General features: G+C 33.8%; 20 protein-coding genes. 2 read left to right on the forward strand and 18 right to left on the reverse strand.

Translation table 11 applies throughout. From position 1 onward, the window contains the following. Nucleotides 1-19: 19 nt before the first annotated feature. The 11 genes from EZS29_RS03685 to EZS29_RS03735 all read right to left on the reverse strand — a co-directional run bounded on the left by EZS29_RS03685 (nucleotide 20) and on the right by EZS29_RS03735 (nucleotide 8,478). The gene (locus EZS29_RS03685) at nucleotides 20-895 is read right to left on the reverse strand and encodes an N-acetylmuramic acid 6-phosphate etherase (RefSeq protein WP_130606682.1); all 876 of its coding nucleotides are present in this window, start codon (nucleotides 893-895) and stop codon (nucleotides 20-22) included. Between the two features lie 5 nt (nucleotides 896-900). Then, nucleotides 901-1,365 carry a hypothetical protein gene (locus EZS29_RS03690; protein WP_130606684.1) on the reverse strand — a complete coding sequence of 155 codons (465 nt, stop codon included), beginning with the start codon at nucleotides 1,363-1,365 and terminating at the stop codon, nucleotides 901-903. Beyond that, entirely contained in the window at nucleotides 1,337-1,690 is a 354-nt protein-coding gene (locus EZS29_RS03695) for a hypothetical protein (RefSeq protein WP_130606686.1), read from the reverse strand. The genes EZS29_RS03690 and EZS29_RS03695 overlap by 29 nt, the downstream gene beginning before the upstream one ends. A gap of 103 nt (nucleotides 1,691-1,793) precedes the next feature. Further along, nucleotides 1,794-2,684, reverse strand: a complete 891-nt coding sequence (locus EZS29_RS03700; protein ID WP_130606688.1) for a ribonuclease HII — start codon at nucleotides 2,682-2,684, stop codon at nucleotides 1,794-1,796. A gap of 8 nt (nucleotides 2,685-2,692) precedes the next feature. Further along, the gene (gene trxA, locus EZS29_RS03705; RefSeq protein ID WP_130606691.1) at nucleotides 2,693-3,034 is read right to left on the reverse strand and encodes a thioredoxin; all 342 of its coding nucleotides are present in this window, start codon (nucleotides 3,032-3,034) and stop codon (nucleotides 2,693-2,695) included. 92 nt (nucleotides 3,035-3,126) lie between these two features. Beyond that, nucleotides 3,127-4,026 carry an RNase adapter RapZ gene (gene rapZ / locus EZS29_RS03710; RefSeq protein WP_130606693.1) on the reverse strand — a complete coding sequence of 300 codons (900 nt, stop codon included), beginning with the start codon at nucleotides 4,024-4,026 and terminating at the stop codon, nucleotides 3,127-3,129. Then, on the reverse strand, nucleotides 4,027-4,491 hold the full coding sequence (locus tag EZS29_RS03715; protein ID WP_130606695.1) for a PTS sugar transporter subunit IIA: 465 nt from the start codon (nucleotides 4,489-4,491) through the stop codon (nucleotides 4,027-4,029). A 192-nt stretch (nucleotides 4,492-4,683) separates the two neighbouring features. Continuing rightward, a complete protein-coding gene (locus EZS29_RS03720) occupies nucleotides 4,684-5,127 on the reverse strand; it encodes an HPF/RaiA family ribosome-associated protein (RefSeq protein WP_130606697.1) in 444 nt (147 codons plus the stop codon). 161 nt (nucleotides 5,128-5,288) lie between these two features. After that, a complete protein-coding gene (rpoN, locus tag EZS29_RS03725) occupies nucleotides 5,289-6,704 on the reverse strand; it encodes an RNA polymerase factor sigma-54 (RefSeq protein WP_130606699.1) in 1,416 nt (471 codons plus the stop codon). A gap of 12 nt (nucleotides 6,705-6,716) precedes the next feature. Next, complete coding sequence (locus EZS29_RS03730) at nucleotides 6,717-7,598, reverse strand: flagellin N-terminal helical domain-containing protein (protein ID WP_130606701.1); 882 nt, start codon at nucleotides 7,596-7,598, stop codon at nucleotides 6,717-6,719. A gap of 31 nt (nucleotides 7,599-7,629) precedes the next feature. Then, nucleotides 7,630-8,478, reverse strand: coding sequence for a flagellin N-terminal helical domain-containing protein (locus EZS29_RS03735; RefSeq protein ID WP_130606703.1), 849 nt, complete (start codon nucleotides 8,476-8,478; stop codon nucleotides 7,630-7,632). A gap of 405 nt (nucleotides 8,479-8,883) precedes the next feature. Here EZS29_RS03735 and EZS29_RS03740 point away from each other — a divergent pair, with 405 nt between their 5' ends. Together EZS29_RS03740 and EZS29_RS03745 are read left to right on the forward strand one after the other, a co-directional pair. Continuing rightward, nucleotides 8,884-10,056, forward strand: coding sequence for a pyridoxal phosphate-dependent aminotransferase (locus EZS29_RS03740; protein ID WP_130606705.1), 1,173 nt, complete (start codon nucleotides 8,884-8,886; stop codon nucleotides 10,054-10,056). A gap of 207 nt (nucleotides 10,057-10,263) precedes the next feature. Continuing rightward, nucleotides 10,264-11,862 (forward strand): ABC-F family ATP-binding cassette domain-containing protein, encoded by a 1,599-nt coding sequence (locus tag EZS29_RS03745; protein WP_130606707.1) that lies wholly within the window; start codon nucleotides 10,264-10,266, stop codon nucleotides 11,860-11,862. A 120-nt stretch (nucleotides 11,863-11,982) separates the two neighbouring features. Here EZS29_RS03745 and EZS29_RS03750 read toward each other — a convergent pair whose 3' ends face one another. From EZS29_RS03750 to EZS29_RS03780, 7 genes are read right to left on the reverse strand one after another with little or no spacing between them, the layout of a single operon-like run. Continuing rightward, entirely contained in the window at nucleotides 11,983-12,702 is a 720-nt protein-coding gene (locus EZS29_RS03750; protein WP_130606709.1) for a hypothetical protein, read from the reverse strand. 7 nt (nucleotides 12,703-12,709) lie between these two features. Continuing rightward, nucleotides 12,710-13,735, reverse strand: coding sequence for an anthranilate phosphoribosyltransferase (gene trpD, locus EZS29_RS03755; protein ID WP_130606711.1), 1,026 nt, complete (start codon nucleotides 13,733-13,735; stop codon nucleotides 12,710-12,712). Then, the gene (locus EZS29_RS03760; protein ID WP_130606713.1) at nucleotides 13,725-14,807 is read right to left on the reverse strand and encodes an alpha/beta fold hydrolase; all 1,083 of its coding nucleotides are present in this window, start codon (nucleotides 14,805-14,807) and stop codon (nucleotides 13,725-13,727) included. The genes trpD and EZS29_RS03760 overlap by 11 nt, the downstream gene beginning before the upstream one ends. Nucleotides 14,808-14,815: 8 nt before the next feature. Beyond that, a complete protein-coding gene (gene glmM / locus EZS29_RS03765) occupies nucleotides 14,816-16,165 on the reverse strand; it encodes a phosphoglucosamine mutase (RefSeq protein WP_130606715.1) in 1,350 nt (449 codons plus the stop codon). A gap of 13 nt (nucleotides 16,166-16,178) precedes the next feature. Continuing rightward, nucleotides 16,179-17,141, reverse strand: a complete 963-nt coding sequence (locus EZS29_RS03770) for a CdaR family protein (protein WP_130606717.1) — start codon at nucleotides 17,139-17,141, stop codon at nucleotides 16,179-16,181. After that, a complete protein-coding gene (cdaA, locus tag EZS29_RS03775; RefSeq protein ID WP_130606719.1) occupies nucleotides 17,141-18,529 on the reverse strand; it encodes a diadenylate cyclase CdaA in 1,389 nt (462 codons plus the stop codon). The genes EZS29_RS03770 and cdaA overlap by 1 nt, the downstream gene beginning before the upstream one ends. Before the next feature lie 9 nt (nucleotides 18,530-18,538). Beyond that, nucleotides 18,539-19,267 (reverse strand): LolA family protein, encoded by a 729-nt coding sequence (locus tag EZS29_RS03780; protein ID WP_130606721.1) that lies wholly within the window; start codon nucleotides 19,265-19,267, stop codon nucleotides 18,539-18,541. Between the last annotated feature and the right edge of the window lie 7 nt (nucleotides 19,268-19,274).

A 19,274-nucleotide genomic window follows, 5' to 3' on the forward strand; every position in this document is an offset into this window, starting at 1 on the left:
TGCTCTTTGTTAATAATAATTAATCTTCTAAGCATTTTCTTAGATTCCCTTCATATTCCTTAAGAAGTTTTTCTGCTTGTTTTAGATCTTTTTTCTTAATATAAACGCAAGCTAGTTTTGCGTTTCCTTTGCATTTTAAAAGGGCTGTATGCGCTGTTTCATAGTCAACTTTACAAATATCTGAAACAATGTGAATGCTTCGATTGGTCAGTTTTTCATTTGTCGTCACAAGATCGACCATATAAGAATCGTAGACTCGATTTAAATGAATCATAAGGGTTGATGTAAACATATTGAGGAGAATTTTCTGAGCTGTACCTGCTTTCATGCGAGTTGATCCTGCAATAATTTCAGGTCCTGTATCAACGAAAAGTTTAATTTGTGCTTCCTTAAGCAGTGGAGAATGAGCTGTCGAAGCAATACCAATTGTAAATGAGCCGGCCAAATTTGCTTGCCGTAAAACACCTAATGTGTAAGGTGTCCTTCCACTCGCAGATAAGCAGATGACGATATCTTTACGATTTAATTTTAATTTTTTTGTTTCTTTTTCTCCATTGTCAATATCATCTTCTGCATCTTCAAGAGCTTCTGTGAGTGCTTTATGGCCACCGGCTATTAAGAATATTGTTTTTTCTTTCGGCCACGAAAAGGTTGGAAAAAGCTCTGAACACTCTTGTGCGGCTATTCGTCCAGAAGATCCTGCTCCAGCAAAAATAATTCGACCACCACCTTTGATGAGAGGCAGCGCTTTTGTAATTGCAACTTCCAAATCGCTCAATACATTTTCAATAATTGAAACTGCATTGAGTTGTGATTCTAAAATACATTGAAGGATATCTTTTGTTTCCCATAAGTCTATTTTATTATATCGATCTGATTTCTTTTCCGTATTCATATTTGTTACTTTACTATTTTAAATGTTTTTTTATTTTTCCGTTTTGCTGTATTCTCTCCATCAAGTTCAAGAATATACCTTCTCATTTGGATAGACAATTCATCCATAAAGTTTTGCGTAGCCAAAATACTTTTTTGAACTTTTTCATTGCCAAAAAGTTCAACCATTTGTCGAATAAACTCATCTGCAAAAGCGGTTTGTAGAAGTAAAAGACCTGAAATTTCTGTTATGAAAAGATCTTCGTGTACTTTAAAAGCTTTCAACACAGATTGTAGGTGATTTACTGAAATTGTTTGCCTCGAAGCTTCTTCATTAACTGAAAACCAAATAGACCAATTCCTTTGATCGGTCTGTTTGTGATAGGAAAGACACACCTGCATGTTCTCTTCATTTGAAAAAGTGAGGTAGGCCTTGTCATCGAGCGACATTCGTTCAAACACTTCAAGAATGTTGTGAATTTCTGGAGCCATGAAGTGCCTTCTTTTCTGCTGAATTTAAACTGCTTATCAGCGCTTCACGAATGGTTTGGCGTAAAAACTCTTTTGTAATCTCAATGGCGTCTTGAATAATTGATAAGTCTTCTTTTGTATAGGTATCTGTAGTGATATCAGAGTTTATGCAGCGGAAACATTGTTCTTGAATATTATATAAATAAGTCAATTTACTTGTATAAAGTTCATAACGTAAATCATAGGTTAAGTCGCTGTCATCGATGGGAGCGCAAATTTCCCCAGCAAGCTCTCTATAGAGCTCATAGGAAACATCCACTTTGATTGACGTTGTGCTGTTCTTCACCTCTAAAAACTCCTTGAATATCTAATACTTGTCCTCGCGATCCTTTTTGTGTTGAGGATATGTTTTAACTTCTTTTTAGATATCGGATTTTGCAGGGGCAGCTTTAGAAGAGAGTTTGCGGAATATAGTTTTTCAGAAAGCTTGTGCGGTGGATGGGACTGATACCACACTCTTGAATAATGGCTAGGTGCTTAGGAGTGCCGTAGCCTTTGTGGTTAGCAAAACCATAAATTGGATAAAAAGTATCTTGAGTTTCCATGCAGCTATCGCGATAAACTTTTGCTAATATACTTGAAAAGCCAACGCTGACAAACAGATCATCTGCTTTGATCACAGTAATTTGCATATTGTGAATATAACGTGAAGGAACTTTAATAGAATGGTTACCGTCCATTAATAAAATTGCTTGGCTAAAAATATTATTTTTATCTTTTATATTTAATTTCGTTACATGAAATAAAAGCTCAAGAGCACGTGAAGCAGCCAATTGGACTGAGTTCCAAATATTAAACTCATCCACTTCCTGCGAATTTACTTCTCCCAAAGCAAATGAAATACATTCAAAATCTGTTGAATTTTGCGAATTAAAGAGTTTTAATTCATTTTGAGTGCAATTTATATCTATCTTTTTATTTATAGTAGACTTATATATATTAAAAGGAGATGTAGGAGAATTATTATCTATTGGTAACGTAATTAAGGAATAATTATATTCTTTAATTATTTTTTCAAAACAGATTTTTCGTTTTTTTTCAGAGAGTTTTTTGCTATCTCGAATTTGTGCAAGCCATTCCTGTTCTTTAAAATGAATATTTTTATAAACATTTTTGCGCACCCACAGGCTTGCACAACTTACGACCGAACCTGCAACACAGCCGCGTCCAACTTCATCGATGGCTATTATTGCTGAAAATTCTTCCTTTGGCTCGAACTCACTGGAAAGAATTTTCAACAAAATATTTTCGTTTTTAAAACGTGTCGGAGTGAAAGTCATCGTGATTTTCAATTTGCTTCACTGTCATGCAATGCTTCGATTTGATTTAAAATCACTTTTTTAGGTTGGTTGCCAACGAGTTCTGCAACTTTTTGACCATCTTTAACAAATGCTAAAAAAGGGATGTTTCGGATGTTAAACTTTGCTGCAAGTTGTGGATTTTCTTCAACATTTACCTTGCAAACTTTAATTTTTTCAGGGTGTTCTTTTGCGATTTGCTCTAAAACGGGAGCAAGCGCAAGGCAAGGACCACACCAGTCAGCCCAAAAGTCGACGAGTACAGGAATTTTGCTTTCAAGGACTTCTGTTTGGAAGTTTTTATCGGTGATTTTTGATACTAAGTCGGACATGAATTACCCTTTCAGAAATTGGTTCAAAACATTTGAGAACCATACCCATAAGTTGTATCGGTTGGCGTAATTGGTCAAGAGGGAAAATTCCTCTATTCTAAATCGGCATGCCGATGTTCAACATTTACAAAAGGGAGCCGTTCCCGAAAAATACGTGCGAGCTCCTCGGAAATAGCGACACTCCGATGTTTTCCTCCTGTGCAGCCGATTCCGATTGAAAAATAATGTTTCCCTTCTTCCAAATAATTAGGATACATAAATTGAATTAATTCAACAACTTTATCGACAAAAAGAGGAACCCGTTCGTCTGAAAAAACATAATTTTTTACTGCAGGCTCAAGTCCTGTGAGTTCACGTAAATGAATTTCATAGTGCGGATTTTTAAAACAGCGAACGTCAAAAATTGTATCGAGATCTGTTGGTGTTCCATATTTAAAGCCAAAGGAGACTATATTTAGCAATAGATGTTTTTTATAATCAGAAATTGCAAAATGATTGTGAAGAAATTTTTTGAGATTTTGCGATGACATATTAGAGGTGTCTAGCATCTGATTGGCAAGATTTTTTATTGGTTCTAACGTAACTGCATCCAGTTTAATAGCCTCTAATAAGCTTAAATTTGGAGCATTTGCGTTTAAAGGATGCTGTCTGCGCGTTTCACGAAAACGTTTGATAACAATTTCATCAGATGCTTTTAAATAAAGTATTTGTAAATCACAAATAGTTGATAAAATTTCATAAATTTCTTGAAATGTATTTGGGATATCCGTGTCGCGGGAGTCAAGTGCGAGGGCTATGTATGGATTTTTAATCTTGTCTGATTTGATTGAATCTGTAAACGCTTTTAACAAGACGGAAGGTAAATTATCGATACAATAATATCCCATATCCTCGAGAGCATGGATTGCAATTGTTTTCCCCGAACCCGCAAGCCCAGAAATAATAACTAAACTTTTTTTATTTTGAGATTCAGTTAAATGAATTTCATTCATTTACCCCTCCAAGATTTGTAACACTTCAGCTAAACTCTTCGCCGATTTGAGCTTAAATCTTACCCGATCAATGCGCATAGTTCTGCATATATCAGCCATGATTTTTAAGGAAGAAATATATGGTTTTTTGGGGTTTTTAGGTGAAAGAATAACGAAAAATAGATAAGAAGGTTCGGAGTCGAGTGAGCTAAACTCTATGCCATGCGGGGCTAGAAAAAAATAAAGTTCAGTGTCAACTATTTTATTTAAAGAAGTATGCGGTATTGCAACTCCGAGATCCACACCTGTGCTTGCTTTCGCCTCTCTTTCTGAAAGACCTATAAATATTTCTTCTTCTTTAAGATTTTTTTTTACTTGAGAAATTTTAAAGGAAATTTCCTTTATCACGTCTTCTTTGTTGCGAGCTTCTAGGTAGAGCGGAGTTGATTGCTCTTTAATTAAATTGCGAAGTAATTCACTTGCCATGTTAAATTCACCTGCTTAACGAAGAAGTGCTTAAGAAAGGTGACCTCAAAGAAGTCGTACTGTTGATAGGTAAAAAATTCAATTCTGTCAATCCGAAGACGTGTGCTTAAAACATATTATATGATTTTTGATATTAAAAAAGAGGGTCAGTAAAACTGAACCCTCAATTTTAGATTTTGCTGAAAAGTTACTTTAACTGACTTTACGCACATGATCCTCAAAGTCAGAGACAAAATGAGTTTCAAATTTATCAAAAATATTTTCTGATTTTTGACTTCTAATTTTGCGTAATCTTAAATTTGTTGCACTGTAGTCTGACATTTCGCTCACTGAAGAAAATTCAGCACGTTTGTGTCGTGCTTTTTTAGTAACCTTTCTAAGAGAAGATTCTAACTTAGTGAGAACTTTATCAATACAATAACCGATATCGTTAGAATTTGCATTCACACATGTACTGAGTTTACCGGCAATAACAGATATTTTAACATGATGCTCAATTCCGTCTACACTAAAAAATGCTCGAACAGATGTTGTATTTGCTGAAAACTTTTCTATGCAATCTAGAATTTTTTCTTCAACATAGGATTGGATTAATTTTGATTTTGGGAAATTGACAAACTGCACGTCGACTCTCATGTAACCTCCTCTTTGGGATTTGGTAGGACATTTAAAATTTATCGGAAATTACCCGTCAAAAGTTAAGGACTACAGCAAGATATTGAACAATAAATGGTTTCAATATCTTGCTGAAAGCTAGCATGTAATGGATCGGAAGTCAAGTCTTTTTGGCTAAACGGTCAAAACCTTTGGATTCTTTTGGCTGAGGAAAGAATTCCTAAAGATTCTCTGTATTTAGAGATAGTGCGGCGAGCGATTTTAATGTTTTTTTCCATGAACATCTTTTCAACAATTTCTTGATCTGAAAGAGGTTTTGATTTGTCTTCATTTCTAATAAAATCAGCCACATGCTGTTTAATCGATTCATTTGCCAACTCTTTACCCGCATTGTTCTCGACTGAGGCGTTAAAAAAATACTTCAATTCAAAAATTCCTCGGGGTGAATAAAGATATTTACCTGATGTTGCTCGTGAAATTGTGCTTTCATGTAAAGTCAATTCTTGTGCCACTGTTTTTAGAGTCATTGGGGTGAGGAAATCAACTCCATATTCAAAAAAACTTTTCTGATATTTAAGAATTGTGTCAACAACTTTTAAAATAGTTTTATCTCTTTCTTCAAGAGATCTTACGAGCCATTTAGCTGATTTAATATTTTCAGAAATATATTTATACGTTTCCTTATTATTTTTTCTATCCATGCTTTCTTTAATTTCTTTGATCAGTTTTGTATATTTTTTTGAAAGTTTGAGTCTAGGTAAATCGTTTTCATTTAAACTACAAATCCACTCATTATCTCTTTTATAGACAAAAACATCCGGGATTATAATCTGATTTGTTTGAGTACCAAATTGCCTCGCAGGTCTTGGATCTAAATTTGCTTTTATAAAACGAAATGATTCTTTAACTTCTTCTAAAGTCAATTTTTCATTTTTGGCAATTTTTTGAAAATTCTGTTTTTGAAACTCTTCCCAGTATTCTGTAAGTATTTTTTCGACAATTTTTGATTTTTTCTCGAGTTTATTATACTGAAGCAATAGGCATTCTTGTAGATCTCGTGCGCCCACACCAGCGGGTTCGCATTTTTGTATAATTTCAAGAGCAAAAATAAGATCATCTTCATGGATAGAATGGTTTTCTGCTATAACGTTTAATTTTGTATTGAAAAATCCATTGTCATCAATATATTGAAGTACTATATGAATACATTCCTTTTCATAGGGGCTGAGACGTTGAGTGGATATTTGATTTTCAATAAAATCATGGATGGAGTTGACAGAGGAATTGTCCGGAAACTCTTTTCTTTGATTCGCTGAAGAAATTTCTTCAGATCTATTTATATCATTAAATTTTTCGAGAAAATCACTTTGATTAAATGATTTTTGCAAGGCATATTTCAATTCTTCATAATGATTTTTTTGTTCTCTTTTACTGGAATTTGAAATATCAACAAGACAAGGATTCTTTTCTAATTCTTCATTGACAAACTTTTCAAGCTCAATTCTTCCTAAAGTTAAAATTGTTATCGAATTTTTTAACTCAGCTGAAAGTGAAATTCTTTGTGATGTTTTAAGTCCTTGTTTGATTTCAAGCGCCATTCAATTACTCCGCTACCCAATTAGGTGCAATATATGTTCTGGAAGCCGATTTGCTTGTGCAAGTACAGCAGTTCCTGCAGCAACAAGAATTTTATTTTGGGTAAAACGCGCACTTTCGGAGCCATAATCAACATCCCGAATACGTGACTGTGCTGCGCTCAAATTTTCACTCCCTACATCGATTGATGCGATTGTTGAGTTCAATCGGCTTTGCAAAGCGCCAAACGTTGCACGTGCCTTAGTAATCTTTAGCATAGAGTCATCTAAATTTGAAAATATTTTTTCTGTGTCACTTCCGCCTAATTCATCTCCGCTTTCTCCTTCGATATTTAGTTCCTTTAAATTTGAAAGCGATTCATTTAATTCACTTAGATCTTCAAATTTTAACTTTATGGTTTCATTTTCATTATTTGTCGAACCATCAGCTTTTCTAAAATTAACTCCAACTTGTATAGCTATATCTTTTTGTCCCTCTTCTGAAAAAAGACTTTTGCCATTAAATTCAGTTTGATCTTTTATACGATTAATTTCCGAACCAAGTTCTTGAAATTCTTTATTAAGGTAACTTCTTTCTGTAGAACTGACAGTATCGCTCGCTGCTTGTGTGGTTAATTCACGCATGCGTATAATTAAATTATTGAGCTCACTTAATCCACCTTCACCTGTTTGAAGAAAAGAAATCCCATCCGAAGCATTTCTCTTAGCTTGAGCAAAGCCTCTTATTTTTGCCCGCATTGTTTCTGATATTGCAAGTCCTGCAGCATCATCCGATGATTTATTAATTCTTAACCCAGAAGCTAACTTTTCTATGCTATCGCTTAATTGTTCTTCATTTTCATTTAAGCGTCTTTGTGCAATCAAGCTTTCAATATTTGATTTAATTCTTAATCCCATGGCTTTAATTCCTTATAATTCATTTTTTTAATTAACGAAGGAGTGATAAAGCCATTTCTGGGCGCTGATTTGCTTGAGATAAAACAGCAAGTCCTGCTTGACTCAGAATGCGGCTTTGCGTCATTTTTGCTGTTTCTTCAGCAAAATCTGCGTCACGAATGCGGCTATTTGCTGCCATCATATTTTCAGTTGAAACAGAAATATTGCTTATAGCGCTGTTTAAACGTGATTGTGTTGCACCAAGAGTTGCGCGGGTATTTGCAACCATATAAAGACCAGCATCAATTATGCTTAAGTTTTCTGCGATTTTTTCTCTATCATCACCTGCTAAAGATGATTCTTTAATTCCTAATGTTTCACTGGTAATTCCCTCTGGAGCATCACCGAGTTGTAACTTTAAAATATCATTAGCTGTTCCGTTATATCCGACTTGTAAAATAACTCCATTTTCAGAAGTTTGAGGCCCTAACAATTTTCGTCCATTAAATTCTGTAGTGTCTGAAATACGATCAATTTCTTCCATTAAATTTTGATATTCTTTATCAAGAAAACCTCTTTCTTGCATACCAACAGTGTCCGAAGCGGACTGCACAGTGAGTTCTCTCATTCTTATTAAGATATTGCTAGTTTCATTAAGACCACCTTCAGCAACTTGGACAAGAGATACTCCATCATTAGCGTTGCGTTTTGCTTGCATTAAGCCTCTTGTTTTTGCTCTTAATCCTTCAGATATTGCAAGTCCAGCAGCATCATCAGATGATTTATTTATTCTTAAACCAGATGATAATTTTTCCATGCTTGAATTCATATCTGCATTATTATTGGAAAGAAATCTTTGTGCGGAAAGTGATTCTACGTTGGTGCGAATGCGAAGTCCCATGACTTTTCCTCCTTGATGGTCCAAGATTTGTGTGTTTGAGACACAAACGACCGTTCGCAATACCAACCTTGGTACTTTGCGAACTTATAGGTCATTCCTCTGTAATCCGTGAGGTTTCCGTGACCTATGAGGGAAATATCGAGGGTATTTACAGGAACTTAATAGGTATTTTTATATAAATTAAAAAATATATATTAATTATAGTAATAACAATGATTTATATTTTTGTAGTCTTAAGGAGTTCATTTATAATTTGTTTGCTTGAGATAAGGAAGGGAATGAAATAACTAAGCGTTTTTACTTGAACTTACAAACTTCTTGTAAAATTCTTGACTTTATATCAATGATCTGGTTCTCTTTGCCATGTTCTAGTGTGTTTTTTACGTGAAATTCAGGGGTATTATAATGAACCGTCTTGACTCGATTAGTTTTGGTAAAATTGTGCAAATACGTGAACACCTTCTCAAACTTCAAGCGGGCGGAAAAAAAGTATACCGTCTTGAATCTGGTGATCCAAGTTTTTCAATAGCTCCACATATCACAGATGCAATTAATAAAGCTCTTAAAGATGGTAAAACTCATTATATTCCGAATGATGGTATTCCAGATTTGCGTAAAGCTCTTGCGCAAAAATTACATTTTCAAAATAATATTAAAGTAACAGAAAATGATATTTACGTTACAAATGGTGCAATGCATGCATTATTTGTTGTCTTTCAGTGTATGCTAGCGCAAGGCGATGAAGTTATTGTTCCTGAACCTCTATGGACAGAAATTGGTGACAATATACGTCTTGCTGGCGGTGTTACAGTATCTGTTCCTCTCACTAGAGAGAAAAATTATCAATATTCATATGAAGATATTTTAAATAAAATTACACCTAAAACAAAAGCAATATTTGTAAACTCTCCACAAAATCCATCGGGAGCGATTGTTCCAAAAGAAGAACTGAGAAAAATTGCCAATCTAGCTGCTGAACGTGGACTTTGGTTAGTTGCAGATGAAGCATATGAAGATCTTGTCTATGAAGGAGAACACTATTCTCCAGCAAGTGGACTTCATGGTTATGATAAAGCTGTTTCTCTCTATTCCTTTTCAAAAACTCATGCGATGAGCGGATTAAGAGTTGGTTATATCGTAACTACCAATCCTATTTTAAAAGAGCGCATTCCAAAGTTGTTACGTTGTACAGTCAACGGGATTAATAGCATTTCTCAATGGGGAGCATTGGCAGCTGTGACAGGTCCACGTGACCATTTAAATTATATGCTATCCGAATACAAAATCCGTCGTGAAATTATGTACAATGCTGCTGCAGCTATTCCAGGTTTAATTCCATTTAAACCACAAGGAGCATTTTATTTATGGTGCGACGTTGAACCTGTATTATTAGAAAAATTAAAAATCAAATCGGTTTCTCAGCTTTCAGACTTTTTAGCTGAATGTGGCATAGGCAGTGCTCCTGGCGATTGCTTTGGAGAAAGCTGTGCCAATGGTATTCGCTTTGCATTCAGTTGCAGCACTGAAATGGTCACAGAAGGTTCAGCAGCGCTTAAAGAATTTCTCACTCGCAGATAATTCCGCATAAAAAGCTTTATCGTTCGATAAAGCTTTTTTTCTATGTAAGTTAAATATTTTAAATTAAAATCAATTGATTTTTTCTATAGATATTATATCCTCAAGTTCAGTTGAATTTTTACCTTTAGGGTGTCATGAATAACTAATCTTTCCTTATAAATTTAATTACTTGCAAAATAAAAATAAATAATACAAAATGGAGAATATATGTCTTCACTTATTTGTGTACATGACCTAGCAAAAAGTTTCCCTGACGGAACTCTGCTTTTTCGCAATTTTAATTTTAATCTTGGTAAAGAAAAAGTGGGAATTATTGGGAAAAACGGCATTGGTAAAAGCACATTATTGAGAATTCTTGCTGGAGAAATGGAATACTCAGCAGGTTCTATTGTCATTGAAGGAAAATTATCCTATTTACCACAAAAAATACAAGATTTTTCAAAATTTTCAATTGCTCAAATACTGAACGTAGAAAAAAAATTAAACGCGCTGCAAAAAGCAGATATTGGAAAAGCTACAATAGATGATTTAAATGAAATTGATGATGATTGGGATTTTATGACTCATCTTCAAGCTATTTTAAAATCTCTTGAGCTTGAGGATATCGATCTACAACGGTTAGGTGAAAGCATAAGTGGAGGAGAGCTTATGCGTTTTTTATATGCTCGACTTCTCTTAGAAAATCCTGATATTATTCTTTTCGATGAACCGACAAATAATTTAGACAGTGCAGGGAAAAATCATTTCTATAAAGCATTGAGCTCTTCACGACTTGGGTACTTAATCGTAAGTCATGATCGTGAATTGTTAAATAAGATGGATCGCATTTTTGAAATTTCAAATCTTGGTCTAAGAACATATCAAGGCAATTATGATTTTTACTTAGAAGAGCGGAATAAAGAAAATGAAGCAGCTTTACATAAAGTTACATTTGCCGAGGAGAGATTTAAAAAACAAATTATAATGGAACATATTTTATCGGAGAAACAAGAAAAGAGAAATGCCCAAGGGAAAAAAAATATACCTAATTTGGGCTTGCCCAAAATTGTCTTGGGAAGAATGAAAGAGAATGCGCAAAATACCACATCGCGTTTAAAAGATATCCATGCAGATAAGACAAAGGAATACTCAGAAGCTGTTCAGAGGGAAAAGGCAGAGTTAAGGGATGAATTTAAAATAAAAATTGACATCAAAAAATCAAATATTCCAAGCACAAAAGAAATGATTATGTGCCAGAATTTGAATTATAGATTTTCAAATGCGAATCATTCGTTGTGGAAAGAAAATATCAACTTTGCAGTTATAGGCAATAAACGAGTCCATTTAACTGGCCGTAATGGATCTGGAAAATCAACTTTATTAAAATTAATCACTCAACAAATTTTCCCAAAAGTAGGTGATATTAAAATTGGTTCTTTAAAATTTGCCTTGCTGGATCAGGGGACTTCTTTTCTGCACGATGAACTGAGTATCTTGGAAAATTTACAAAAATTTGCCATGGAGCACTTTGTAGAGCATGAATTGCGAGTGAAAGCGGGACGATTTTTATTCTATGGCGATTCTGTTTTTAAAAAAGTAAAATATTTAAGCGGTGGTGAAAGAGTGAGGCTTGCTCTAGCTTGTTTATTGGCTATGAATAACGCTCCTGATATTTTTATTCTAGATGAACCGACCAATAATTTGGACATTGAATCGATAGAAATATTAACAGAATGTTTGAATAAATTTAGCGGAGTCTTATTCGTAGTCTCACATGATAAAAACTTTATATCTGACATAAAGATTAACATGGCTATCTCTTTGTGAATTCAAGGATTGAAATTTTATTTGTAGAATAATTTATTTATGAAGGAGGAAAGGTGTGGTCTAGGCATTTATATAAATAATTAATATTTTACTATCCTAAAATTCAATCTTTATCTTTTTTTAACTTCTTATAATATACTTATATCCTATATCTTGTAAAAATTTAATTTTATCGTTACTTACTTTGCCAACATATGCAATAGGCTCAGCTGTCTTTGGAATTAAATTTATTAAATTAACTAATAGACTGAAGTCTAGAGAAAAACTATGAGGATTAAAACCAAAAATAGGGAAGTATGGAGCATCTGTTTCAAGTACAGTTAAAAGTTCTTGTTTAGATAGAATAAGAAAAAAAATCGAGAAGTGGAAGTCACGGCCAATCTCGGTGAAATATTGAATTTTAAATTTATCAAAGCCTTTACAATATAATATAATACCATTAAATCCTAATAAAATTGACTCATAAATATCGTATTCGCTTGAATAAAAACCACTGCGTACGACAAAATTTTCATCGCTTTTGCAGATCATAAGATCTTTCCAGTCAGACGATAATTCTGATGTAAAAAGTGTAAAAATCTTTTCATCGATTGAGCTTTGAAAGCTTAAATTATTTATAGAAAAAAGTGGACGAAATTCAGAGTCAGGAATAATCTTTGGAATTATTTTACAATTTTGATTATTTAAAGAATCTTCTTCTAACATAATTTGGGCAAATGAATTTAAATTTTTTTTATTCATTGAATATATTTCGCATTGCTCTTTTAATTCAGTCAATGGTATATAATTTTCTTTTATTTTTGTTATGTTTTTTTGCTGTAAAATAAAAAAATCGAGCATTTATATCCTACTTTTGATTTTTCCATTTCTCTAACGTAGCTAAAGCATTTGCAGATGTTATGGAGTTTTTTGCAATTTCTATTCCCTCAAATATAGTATTGCATTTTTCAGCACACCAGAGAATAGCAGCTGTATTGATAATGACTGCATCCATAATGGCTGGATGCGCATCATTTTTGAGGACATCTAATAATATCTTTGTATTATATTCAATATCTTTACCAATGAGATCTTTTATTTTATGCGTTTTTATTCCAAACTCTGCCGGCTTTAAAACTTCATGAGTTATTTTTCCATTTTCAAGCTTGGCAATATAAGTAGCGCTACAAACGGAAATTTCATCTAAACCATCTTCTCCATGTGCAACTAATGCTCGTTTTCTCCCTAAGTTTTTTAAACAATTTATGATAAGTGGAAGAGAGTCTTTACTATAAACTCCAACAAGTTGTCCTGTTAATTTCATTGGATTTGCAAGGGGATAAACAAGATCTATGATGGTTTTAAAACCAAGCGTTTTTCGAATATGCGCAAGGTGTTTAAGATTTGGATAATATATATTTGAAGGTAAAAATGCGATATTAAATTTTTTAATATTTTCATAAGCTACTTTTAAAGTAGTTGCAGGAGTCAGATCTAGCGTTTTTAAGACATCACTACTTCCTGATTTACTTGAGATACTTTTCCCAGCAAATTTTGCTATATTTGCGCCTGCTCCAGCAGCAACAATAGCAGCAGTTGTAGAAATATTTACAGTGGAAGTGTGATCGCCTCCTGTACCACCACAATCGACAACACTTTCCAGTTCATGCGAATCTAAAATTGGATTTTTATCACGAATTGCACTGAGTATTGCAATAATAATTTCTTCGGTTAATGTTATAAAACGAAAACCTGTTAGCACTGCAGCCACACGCATATCAGATAAAGTTCCATCTATCATGCTATGAACCAGAGCCGATGTTTCATCTTTAGAAAATCCGCGACCAGCAAAGACCTGTTCCATAATAGGAGAAAAATTTTTATCAATAATCATTATTCATCTCTTTTATATCTATGGGGTTCGTAGGATAGGGTTTCGAAACAGAGAGTAAAGTTTTTGCAAATTTATTATCTTTAATTCCTGATAAATTCAAAAATTGATTTATTTCTAAGTAACAATTAACAGGCGCTTCTAATGAAAGAACATGCGCACATTTTTCTACCCAAACTGACCGGATATTGAAAATACATTTAGTAAGAACAATTGGTATTTGATTAGATAAAAGCTGATCCTCACGCCCCCATAATAATAAAACTGGGCATTTAATTTTTCCCAAAAAGCTATCCATAAAATGTTCAGGTTTTGATAGCTTAAGCAGATCTTTTACATGGTCACTTTTTAAATTGCGAAAGAGTGCTCTTTTTGCAGTTTCACTTAGAAAAAGAGCTCCAGTATATGGAAAAGCTTTCATAATACCAGGATAAAGGGTTTGAAATTTTTTCCAACTTAAATAAGTTAATGTATCTCTTAAAGCAAATAAATTAATTTTTAGTCCTGCAGGATTCATGAGGATCACTTTATTTATCAGTTTACATTCAGTTGCAGCAATATGGAGTGAAATCCATCCACCTAAACTTAAACCACATATATCTACTTTTTCATTCGTTATGCTTTTAATGAGTTCAACAACGGATTGAGAATGCTGTAAAAAATCCATGACTGGATTATTGGCTTTACTAAAACCTGACATATGAAAAAGATCAGGCATAATAATTCTTCGCTTATTATCTAGCATCTGTGCTAATATCCACCAACTTTGAGCGCTGCTACCAAGTCCATGAATAAATATTAAAGGATCGAGATCAGATTTAGGATTGCTGTCGTAATAATGCATTTCACCAAATTGTGTGGGTATAACATACGATCGAAAACCAATTGCATTTAAATATTTTTTGAATGCAGCTGAAACGCTTTTATCTAACTGTAACTCTGTTGATTTTATAACATCAAAATCTTCAACTTTTCTCGCTGGTCTAACAACATATTTGAGTAAATTGAGCCTTAAAAAGCGATTCAGTTTTGTATTCTTAGAAAGAGTATTCAAACTTAATCCTAGGGGACTCATTAGTTTATTTATCCTATTTCTTTGAGGAGCTCTTGCTCTAGTTCCAAAGCAATTGTTTGGAGACGGGAAAGCTCCGGACCTTCCAGAGTGATGCGAGCAAGAGGCTCTGTTCCACTATATCTTAATAGAATTCTTCCTGAATCACCCAATTCTTTTTCAAATTCTCTTAATAATGAAGTTGTTGCCTTGAGTGTACGAATTGGAGGTTTTGCTGTTACTTTAACATTTCGTGTGATTTGTGGTAGTTTTTGCATGACAGAGGTTAACTCTGAAATGCTTTTTCCAGATCGACACATCATTTCCAAAACCTTTAAACATCCTACAATCGCGTCACCAGTTGTACTTGAATCGAGAAAAAGCAAATGACCAGACTGTTCTCCACCTAGTACAAGTTTACGATTAAGCATTTCTTCAACGACATTTCTATCTCCTACATTTGTTCTGTAGACTTGAATTCCTGCATTTTGCATAGCAATATCGAAACCTTTGTTACTCATTATAGTAACACAGACACCATTATTTAGTAGTTGATTTTGTGCTTTCATTTCGAGTGCACACATTGCGAGAATATTATCACCGTCTAAGATGTTACCTTTTTCATCTACGACAATGAGTCTATCGGCATCGCCATCAAGGGCAAAACCAATATCAGCGCGTAAATTTAAAACTTCGAGTCGTAATTTTTCAGGATGAAGTGCACCACTTTCAAAATTAATATTAAAGCCATTTGGATCGTTATTAATACAAATCACTTCTGCTCCAAGTTCACTAAAAACTTTTGGAGCCACTTTATAACCAGCTCCATGTGCACAATCCAATACTATTCTTTTTCCATCAAGTTTTAAATTTTTTGGAAATCTTTCTTTTAAAAAAACTGCGTATTGTCCGATTGCATCGTCAATTCGTTTTGCCCTGCCCATAAGATCGGAAGTTACAAGATGATTTTCAAGATTAGGATCGTCAATGAGCATTTCGATGAATTCTTCATCTGCATCAGGGAGTTTAAATCCATTGTGATCAAAAAGTTTAATACCATTGTCATGATAAGGATTGTGGCTGGCAGAGATCATCACTCCTGCATCAGCTCTCATCCCTCTTGTCAAATATGCAATACCAGGAGTTGGTAATGGGCCTACGAAAAGAACATCAACTCCTACGCTGCAAAGTCCAGATGAAAAGAGACCTTCTATCATATATCCGCTCACACGCGTGTCTTTACCAATAATCACTTTTGGGCGTTTTGCTCTTTTTTTGAGAGCTATGCCGAAAGATTGAGCGATTTTTAAAATATTCATTGGAGTCATCGACCCAAAATTTGCTTCGCCTCTTATACCATCTGTTCCAAAATATTTAGCCATAGAAAAAAAACCTTTAAGGATTGAGATGTACTGATATTGTATCTGGATTCATTTTAACGAGTGTTACATTATCTGGTATTTTTAATATCACACGTTTGTCTTGCCAGCCTGTTTCAAGATCCGCAGTGTCTAAAATGACTCGGACATCGGAAGGATCTAAATTTTTTAAAATATCTTTTTCGCCAGAAACTTCAATATCAACGACTCTTGGACGTATTTGCAATTTTGAAATTATATTTTTTGAAGCACCGGTGAATTCGATTGGTACAGCCCTAAATATGCGATTGTATTTCCGTGGAGATAATGTAACAGTGACTTTAACATTTTTTTCGAGTGCATTGAGTGAAGAATTATCTTCTAGTTCAACATTTGCTTCTGTAGAAAGTGTGCTTTTTATGCCTTCAATAATTATTGGGATTGTGAACAAACTTTGTGTTCTAGCAAGCTCTTGGCGAGCTCCAGTAACTTTTATCTGTGAAGGCAGCACTGTGACTTTTTCTATAGTCAATCCTGGTTGTGGCTCACCTTTTAATACTGCTTGAACTGGAATTACTTTTTCTTGCAATTTATCAATATCTACGTCTATAAAAGGACGATCAATAAATATCGCATAATGTTTAGGAAGATTTGGAAAACTTTCTTTTGTGACTTTTACTCGCACTCTTCCAGGAGTTTCGCTTAATATATCAATTTCTCCGGTCAATTCTGTATCGGTCGGTGAAACTGAAAAAAGTGAATTTTGTTGTTTGATAGTAACATCTAGGGTACGTTCAGAAGAACCTAATATAATCATGCTAGGTGCTGTTATGAGTTTTATTTTAGCAACTTTTTCAAAACTCATATCTTTATCTGTTCTTACAATAGAAAATAAAACAATAGCAAAAACGACGGAAATTACTTTTAACCAAAAATTATTTATAACCATTTTAAATATTAATTTAAATATTGAGCTTTGTTCTTGATTTCCACTTGGCATTATTTCTTCTCATCCTTATCTTTTTCACTTACAATAGACTTTTCTTTGTTATTATTTTGTTCTAATGGAGGATTGAGTGGAATACCACCAATTGAAACATCTCTAGGTGGTGTAGATTTCGGAATAGGTGGATCGAATCTATCCTCAGGAGCTAAATCATTTAAAGCTTTTAATGCGGAATTTATTTTACTAGTCTGTGTCGTCTTTATTTCGTTTTCTTGATTATTTGCGTCGACATTTTCTTCTGAATTTGTATAAAAACTTTCTTCATTTTCTTCTTTTTTAATATTTAAAGTGGGAGATATATTTATATTGCTTGTAATAAATTTAATTTCAGACGATGTTATGTCTTTTATTTTTGAATTTTTTGGAAATTTAATGTGAATATTGCGTGGAGCATTTGCTGCGAGTTTATTTTCTTGTTCGATTTGTTGTAGTGCAAGACTTTCAAGAGAAGATACTTTTTTTTGATTGGTTATTTTTTCGTTATTTTTTCGTTTATCACCATCTAAGCCTGTGGATAAAGGCTTCGTATGCAAGAGTGCTGATTTGATTTTATTTGATAATTTATAATATTTAAAAATCACTTTATTTTCAATCCAATAAACAATATTTGACTTTTGCCCTCGAGGTATAAGTAAAACCGAAAGCATTTTACGTGCCGCTTCAACAGAACTCTGTTTTTGTAAATTACCTTCCCAAGCAATCGAAATATTTCCAGTTTCTTCGCTGACAACTAACACAACAGCATCGGTTTCTTCTGAAATTCCAACGGCGGCACTGTGGCGAGTTCCCATTTTCTTAGAAAAACGGGGGTTTTTTGAAAGCGGCAACTGCGCAGAAGCGCAATTGATTCGAGTCTTTTGAATGATGACTGCGCCATCGTGCAAAGGAGAGAATGATTGAAATATGCTGCTTAAAAGTTGTTCAGAAACAATAGCATCTAATTTTACGCTGTGGTCATAGAGCTTATCAAGGCCAACGGATCGCTCGAAGACTATGAGTGCTCCGATACGCTCATGACTCAATGACTTTGCAGCATTTGTCACTTCCTCAATAATATGAGTTCCAGAGAGCACATCGAGACCTGTGACAAAAGGCCCACGACCAACTCGTGTGAGTAAACGTCTGATATCATCTTGAAAGAGAACGATAACTACAATTATAAAAGACGCATAAAATTTACTGATAATCCAATGAATGGTTTCGAATTGGAGAGAACTTGAAATAACAAATGCAATAAAAATAACGAGCATTCCGATTAGGACTTGTGCAGCTCGCGTGCCTTTTAAAATAGAAATAATATTATAAAAAAGAGTTGCAACAATAGCTATATCGACTATTGATCTCCAAGATAAAATTGTTTTTATACTTTCTAAGAAATTCATTCCTTCCCATTACATTTTATCCACAGCTATACCTTGTGGGGGGTTAAAATTGAAAACATCATCCGAAATGGGCCTCAGTGAGTAATTAGAAAACACAAGACGGATTCGATTCCCATTGAGCTGAACAATACGAAGTTCTTGGATTAATCCAGTCTTCACCTGAACTCTAGCGTATAAAACTTTTTGTTGTTTGTCTCCTTTCGGAACCAATTTCAAAAGAATATAATCATTGTTTTTTTCTGGAGGGATGTCAGATTCAAGCGATGACATATTTGCCGAGTGATTCAATTTTTTTGCTTCTTCATCGGTCCATTCAGACACGAAATAATATTTTTTAATTTGAGCGAGGTTTGTCAATATATTGATAAATCCAAGTTCTTGTGCAGAATTTTTTAAATATTGAGCATGTTTTAGGCTTTCAATGTATTTCCAAAAGTCTTTTCCATTGGAAACATAAAGTTCATTTCTAGGCTTTAGAATTTCATAGCGGAAAGAAACAGGTTTTTTTATGTATAATAATCCGCTCGATTCAGTCACTTTATTACGCAGCATTGAGAAAGAACTCTGAGTAAATTCGACTTGAAATAATTTCTGTTTGGATGCTTCATTTAGAACATTTTGCATTAATTTGTCAAAATTTAGCTCTGTTTTTGCTTTTATCTTAATGTCTGCGCAGAATACTTGAGTGCTAATCAGGAATGAAAAAATAAAAAAACACTGGATTATTTTTTTTATCATTGTTTCT

The organism is Fluviispira sanaruensis, assembly GCF_004295685.1.
GTDB lineage: Bacteria > Bdellovibrionota_B > Oligoflexia > Silvanigrellales > Silvanigrellaceae > Silvanigrella > Silvanigrella sanaruensis.

Coding starts and splice junctions, on each gene's coding strand:
- EZS29_RS03685 (WP_130606682.1), bottom strand. CDS start 895: ATGAATACGGAAAAGAAATCAGATCGATATAATAAAATAGACTTATGG.
- EZS29_RS03690 (WP_130606684.1), bottom strand. CDS start 1,365: ATGGCTCCAGAAATTCACAACATTCTTGAAGTGTTTGAACGAATGTCG.
- EZS29_RS03700 (WP_130606688.1), bottom strand. CDS start 2,684: ATGACTTTCACTCCGACACGTTTTAAAAACGAAAATATTTTGTTGAAA.
- trxA (WP_130606691.1), bottom strand. CDS start 3,034: ATGTCCGACTTAGTATCAAAAATCACCGATAAAAACTTCCAAACAGAA.
- rapZ (WP_130606693.1), bottom strand. CDS start 4,026: ATGAATGAAATTCATTTAACTGAATCTCAAAATAAAAAAAGTTTAGTT.
- EZS29_RS03715 (WP_130606695.1), bottom strand. CDS start 4,491: ATGGCAAGTGAATTACTTCGCAATTTAATTAAAGAGCAATCAACTCCG.
- EZS29_RS03720 (WP_130606697.1), bottom strand. CDS start 5,127: ATGAGAGTCGACGTGCAGTTTGTCAATTTCCCAAAATCAAAATTAATC.
- rpoN (WP_130606699.1), bottom strand. CDS start 6,704: ATGGCGCTTGAAATCAAACAAGGACTTAAAACATCACAAAGAATTTCA.
- EZS29_RS03730 (WP_130606701.1), bottom strand. CDS start 7,598: ATGGGATTAAGAATTAAATCAAATATTGAAAGCTTGATTGCACAAAGA.
- EZS29_RS03735 (WP_130606703.1), bottom strand. CDS start 8,478: ATGGGACTTCGCATTCGCACCAACGTAGAATCACTTTCCGCACAAAGA.
- EZS29_RS03740 (WP_130606705.1), top strand. CDS start 8,884: ATGAACCGTCTTGACTCGATTAGTTTTGGTAAAATTGTGCAAATACGT.
- EZS29_RS03745 (WP_130606707.1), top strand. CDS start 10,264: ATGTCTTCACTTATTTGTGTACATGACCTAGCAAAAAGTTTCCCTGAC.
- EZS29_RS03750 (WP_130606709.1), bottom strand. CDS start 12,702: ATGCTCGATTTTTTTATTTTACAGCAAAAAAACATAACAAAAATAAAA.
- trpD (WP_130606711.1), bottom strand. CDS start 13,735: ATGATTATTGATAAAAATTTTTCTCCTATTATGGAACAGGTCTTTGCT.
- EZS29_RS03760 (WP_130606713.1), bottom strand. CDS start 14,807: ATGAGTCCCCTAGGATTAAGTTTGAATACTCTTTCTAAGAATACAAAA.
- glmM (WP_130606715.1), bottom strand. CDS start 16,165: ATGGCTAAATATTTTGGAACAGATGGTATAAGAGGCGAAGCAAATTTT.
- EZS29_RS03770 (WP_130606717.1), bottom strand. CDS start 17,141: ATGCCAAGTGGAAATCAAGAACAAAGCTCAATATTTAAATTAATATTT.
- cdaA (WP_130606719.1), bottom strand. CDS start 18,529: ATGAATTTCTTAGAAAGTATAAAAACAATTTTATCTTGGAGATCAATA.
- EZS29_RS03780 (WP_130606721.1), bottom strand. CDS start 19,267: ATGATAAAAAAAATAATCCAGTGTTTTTTTATTTTTTCATTCCTGATT.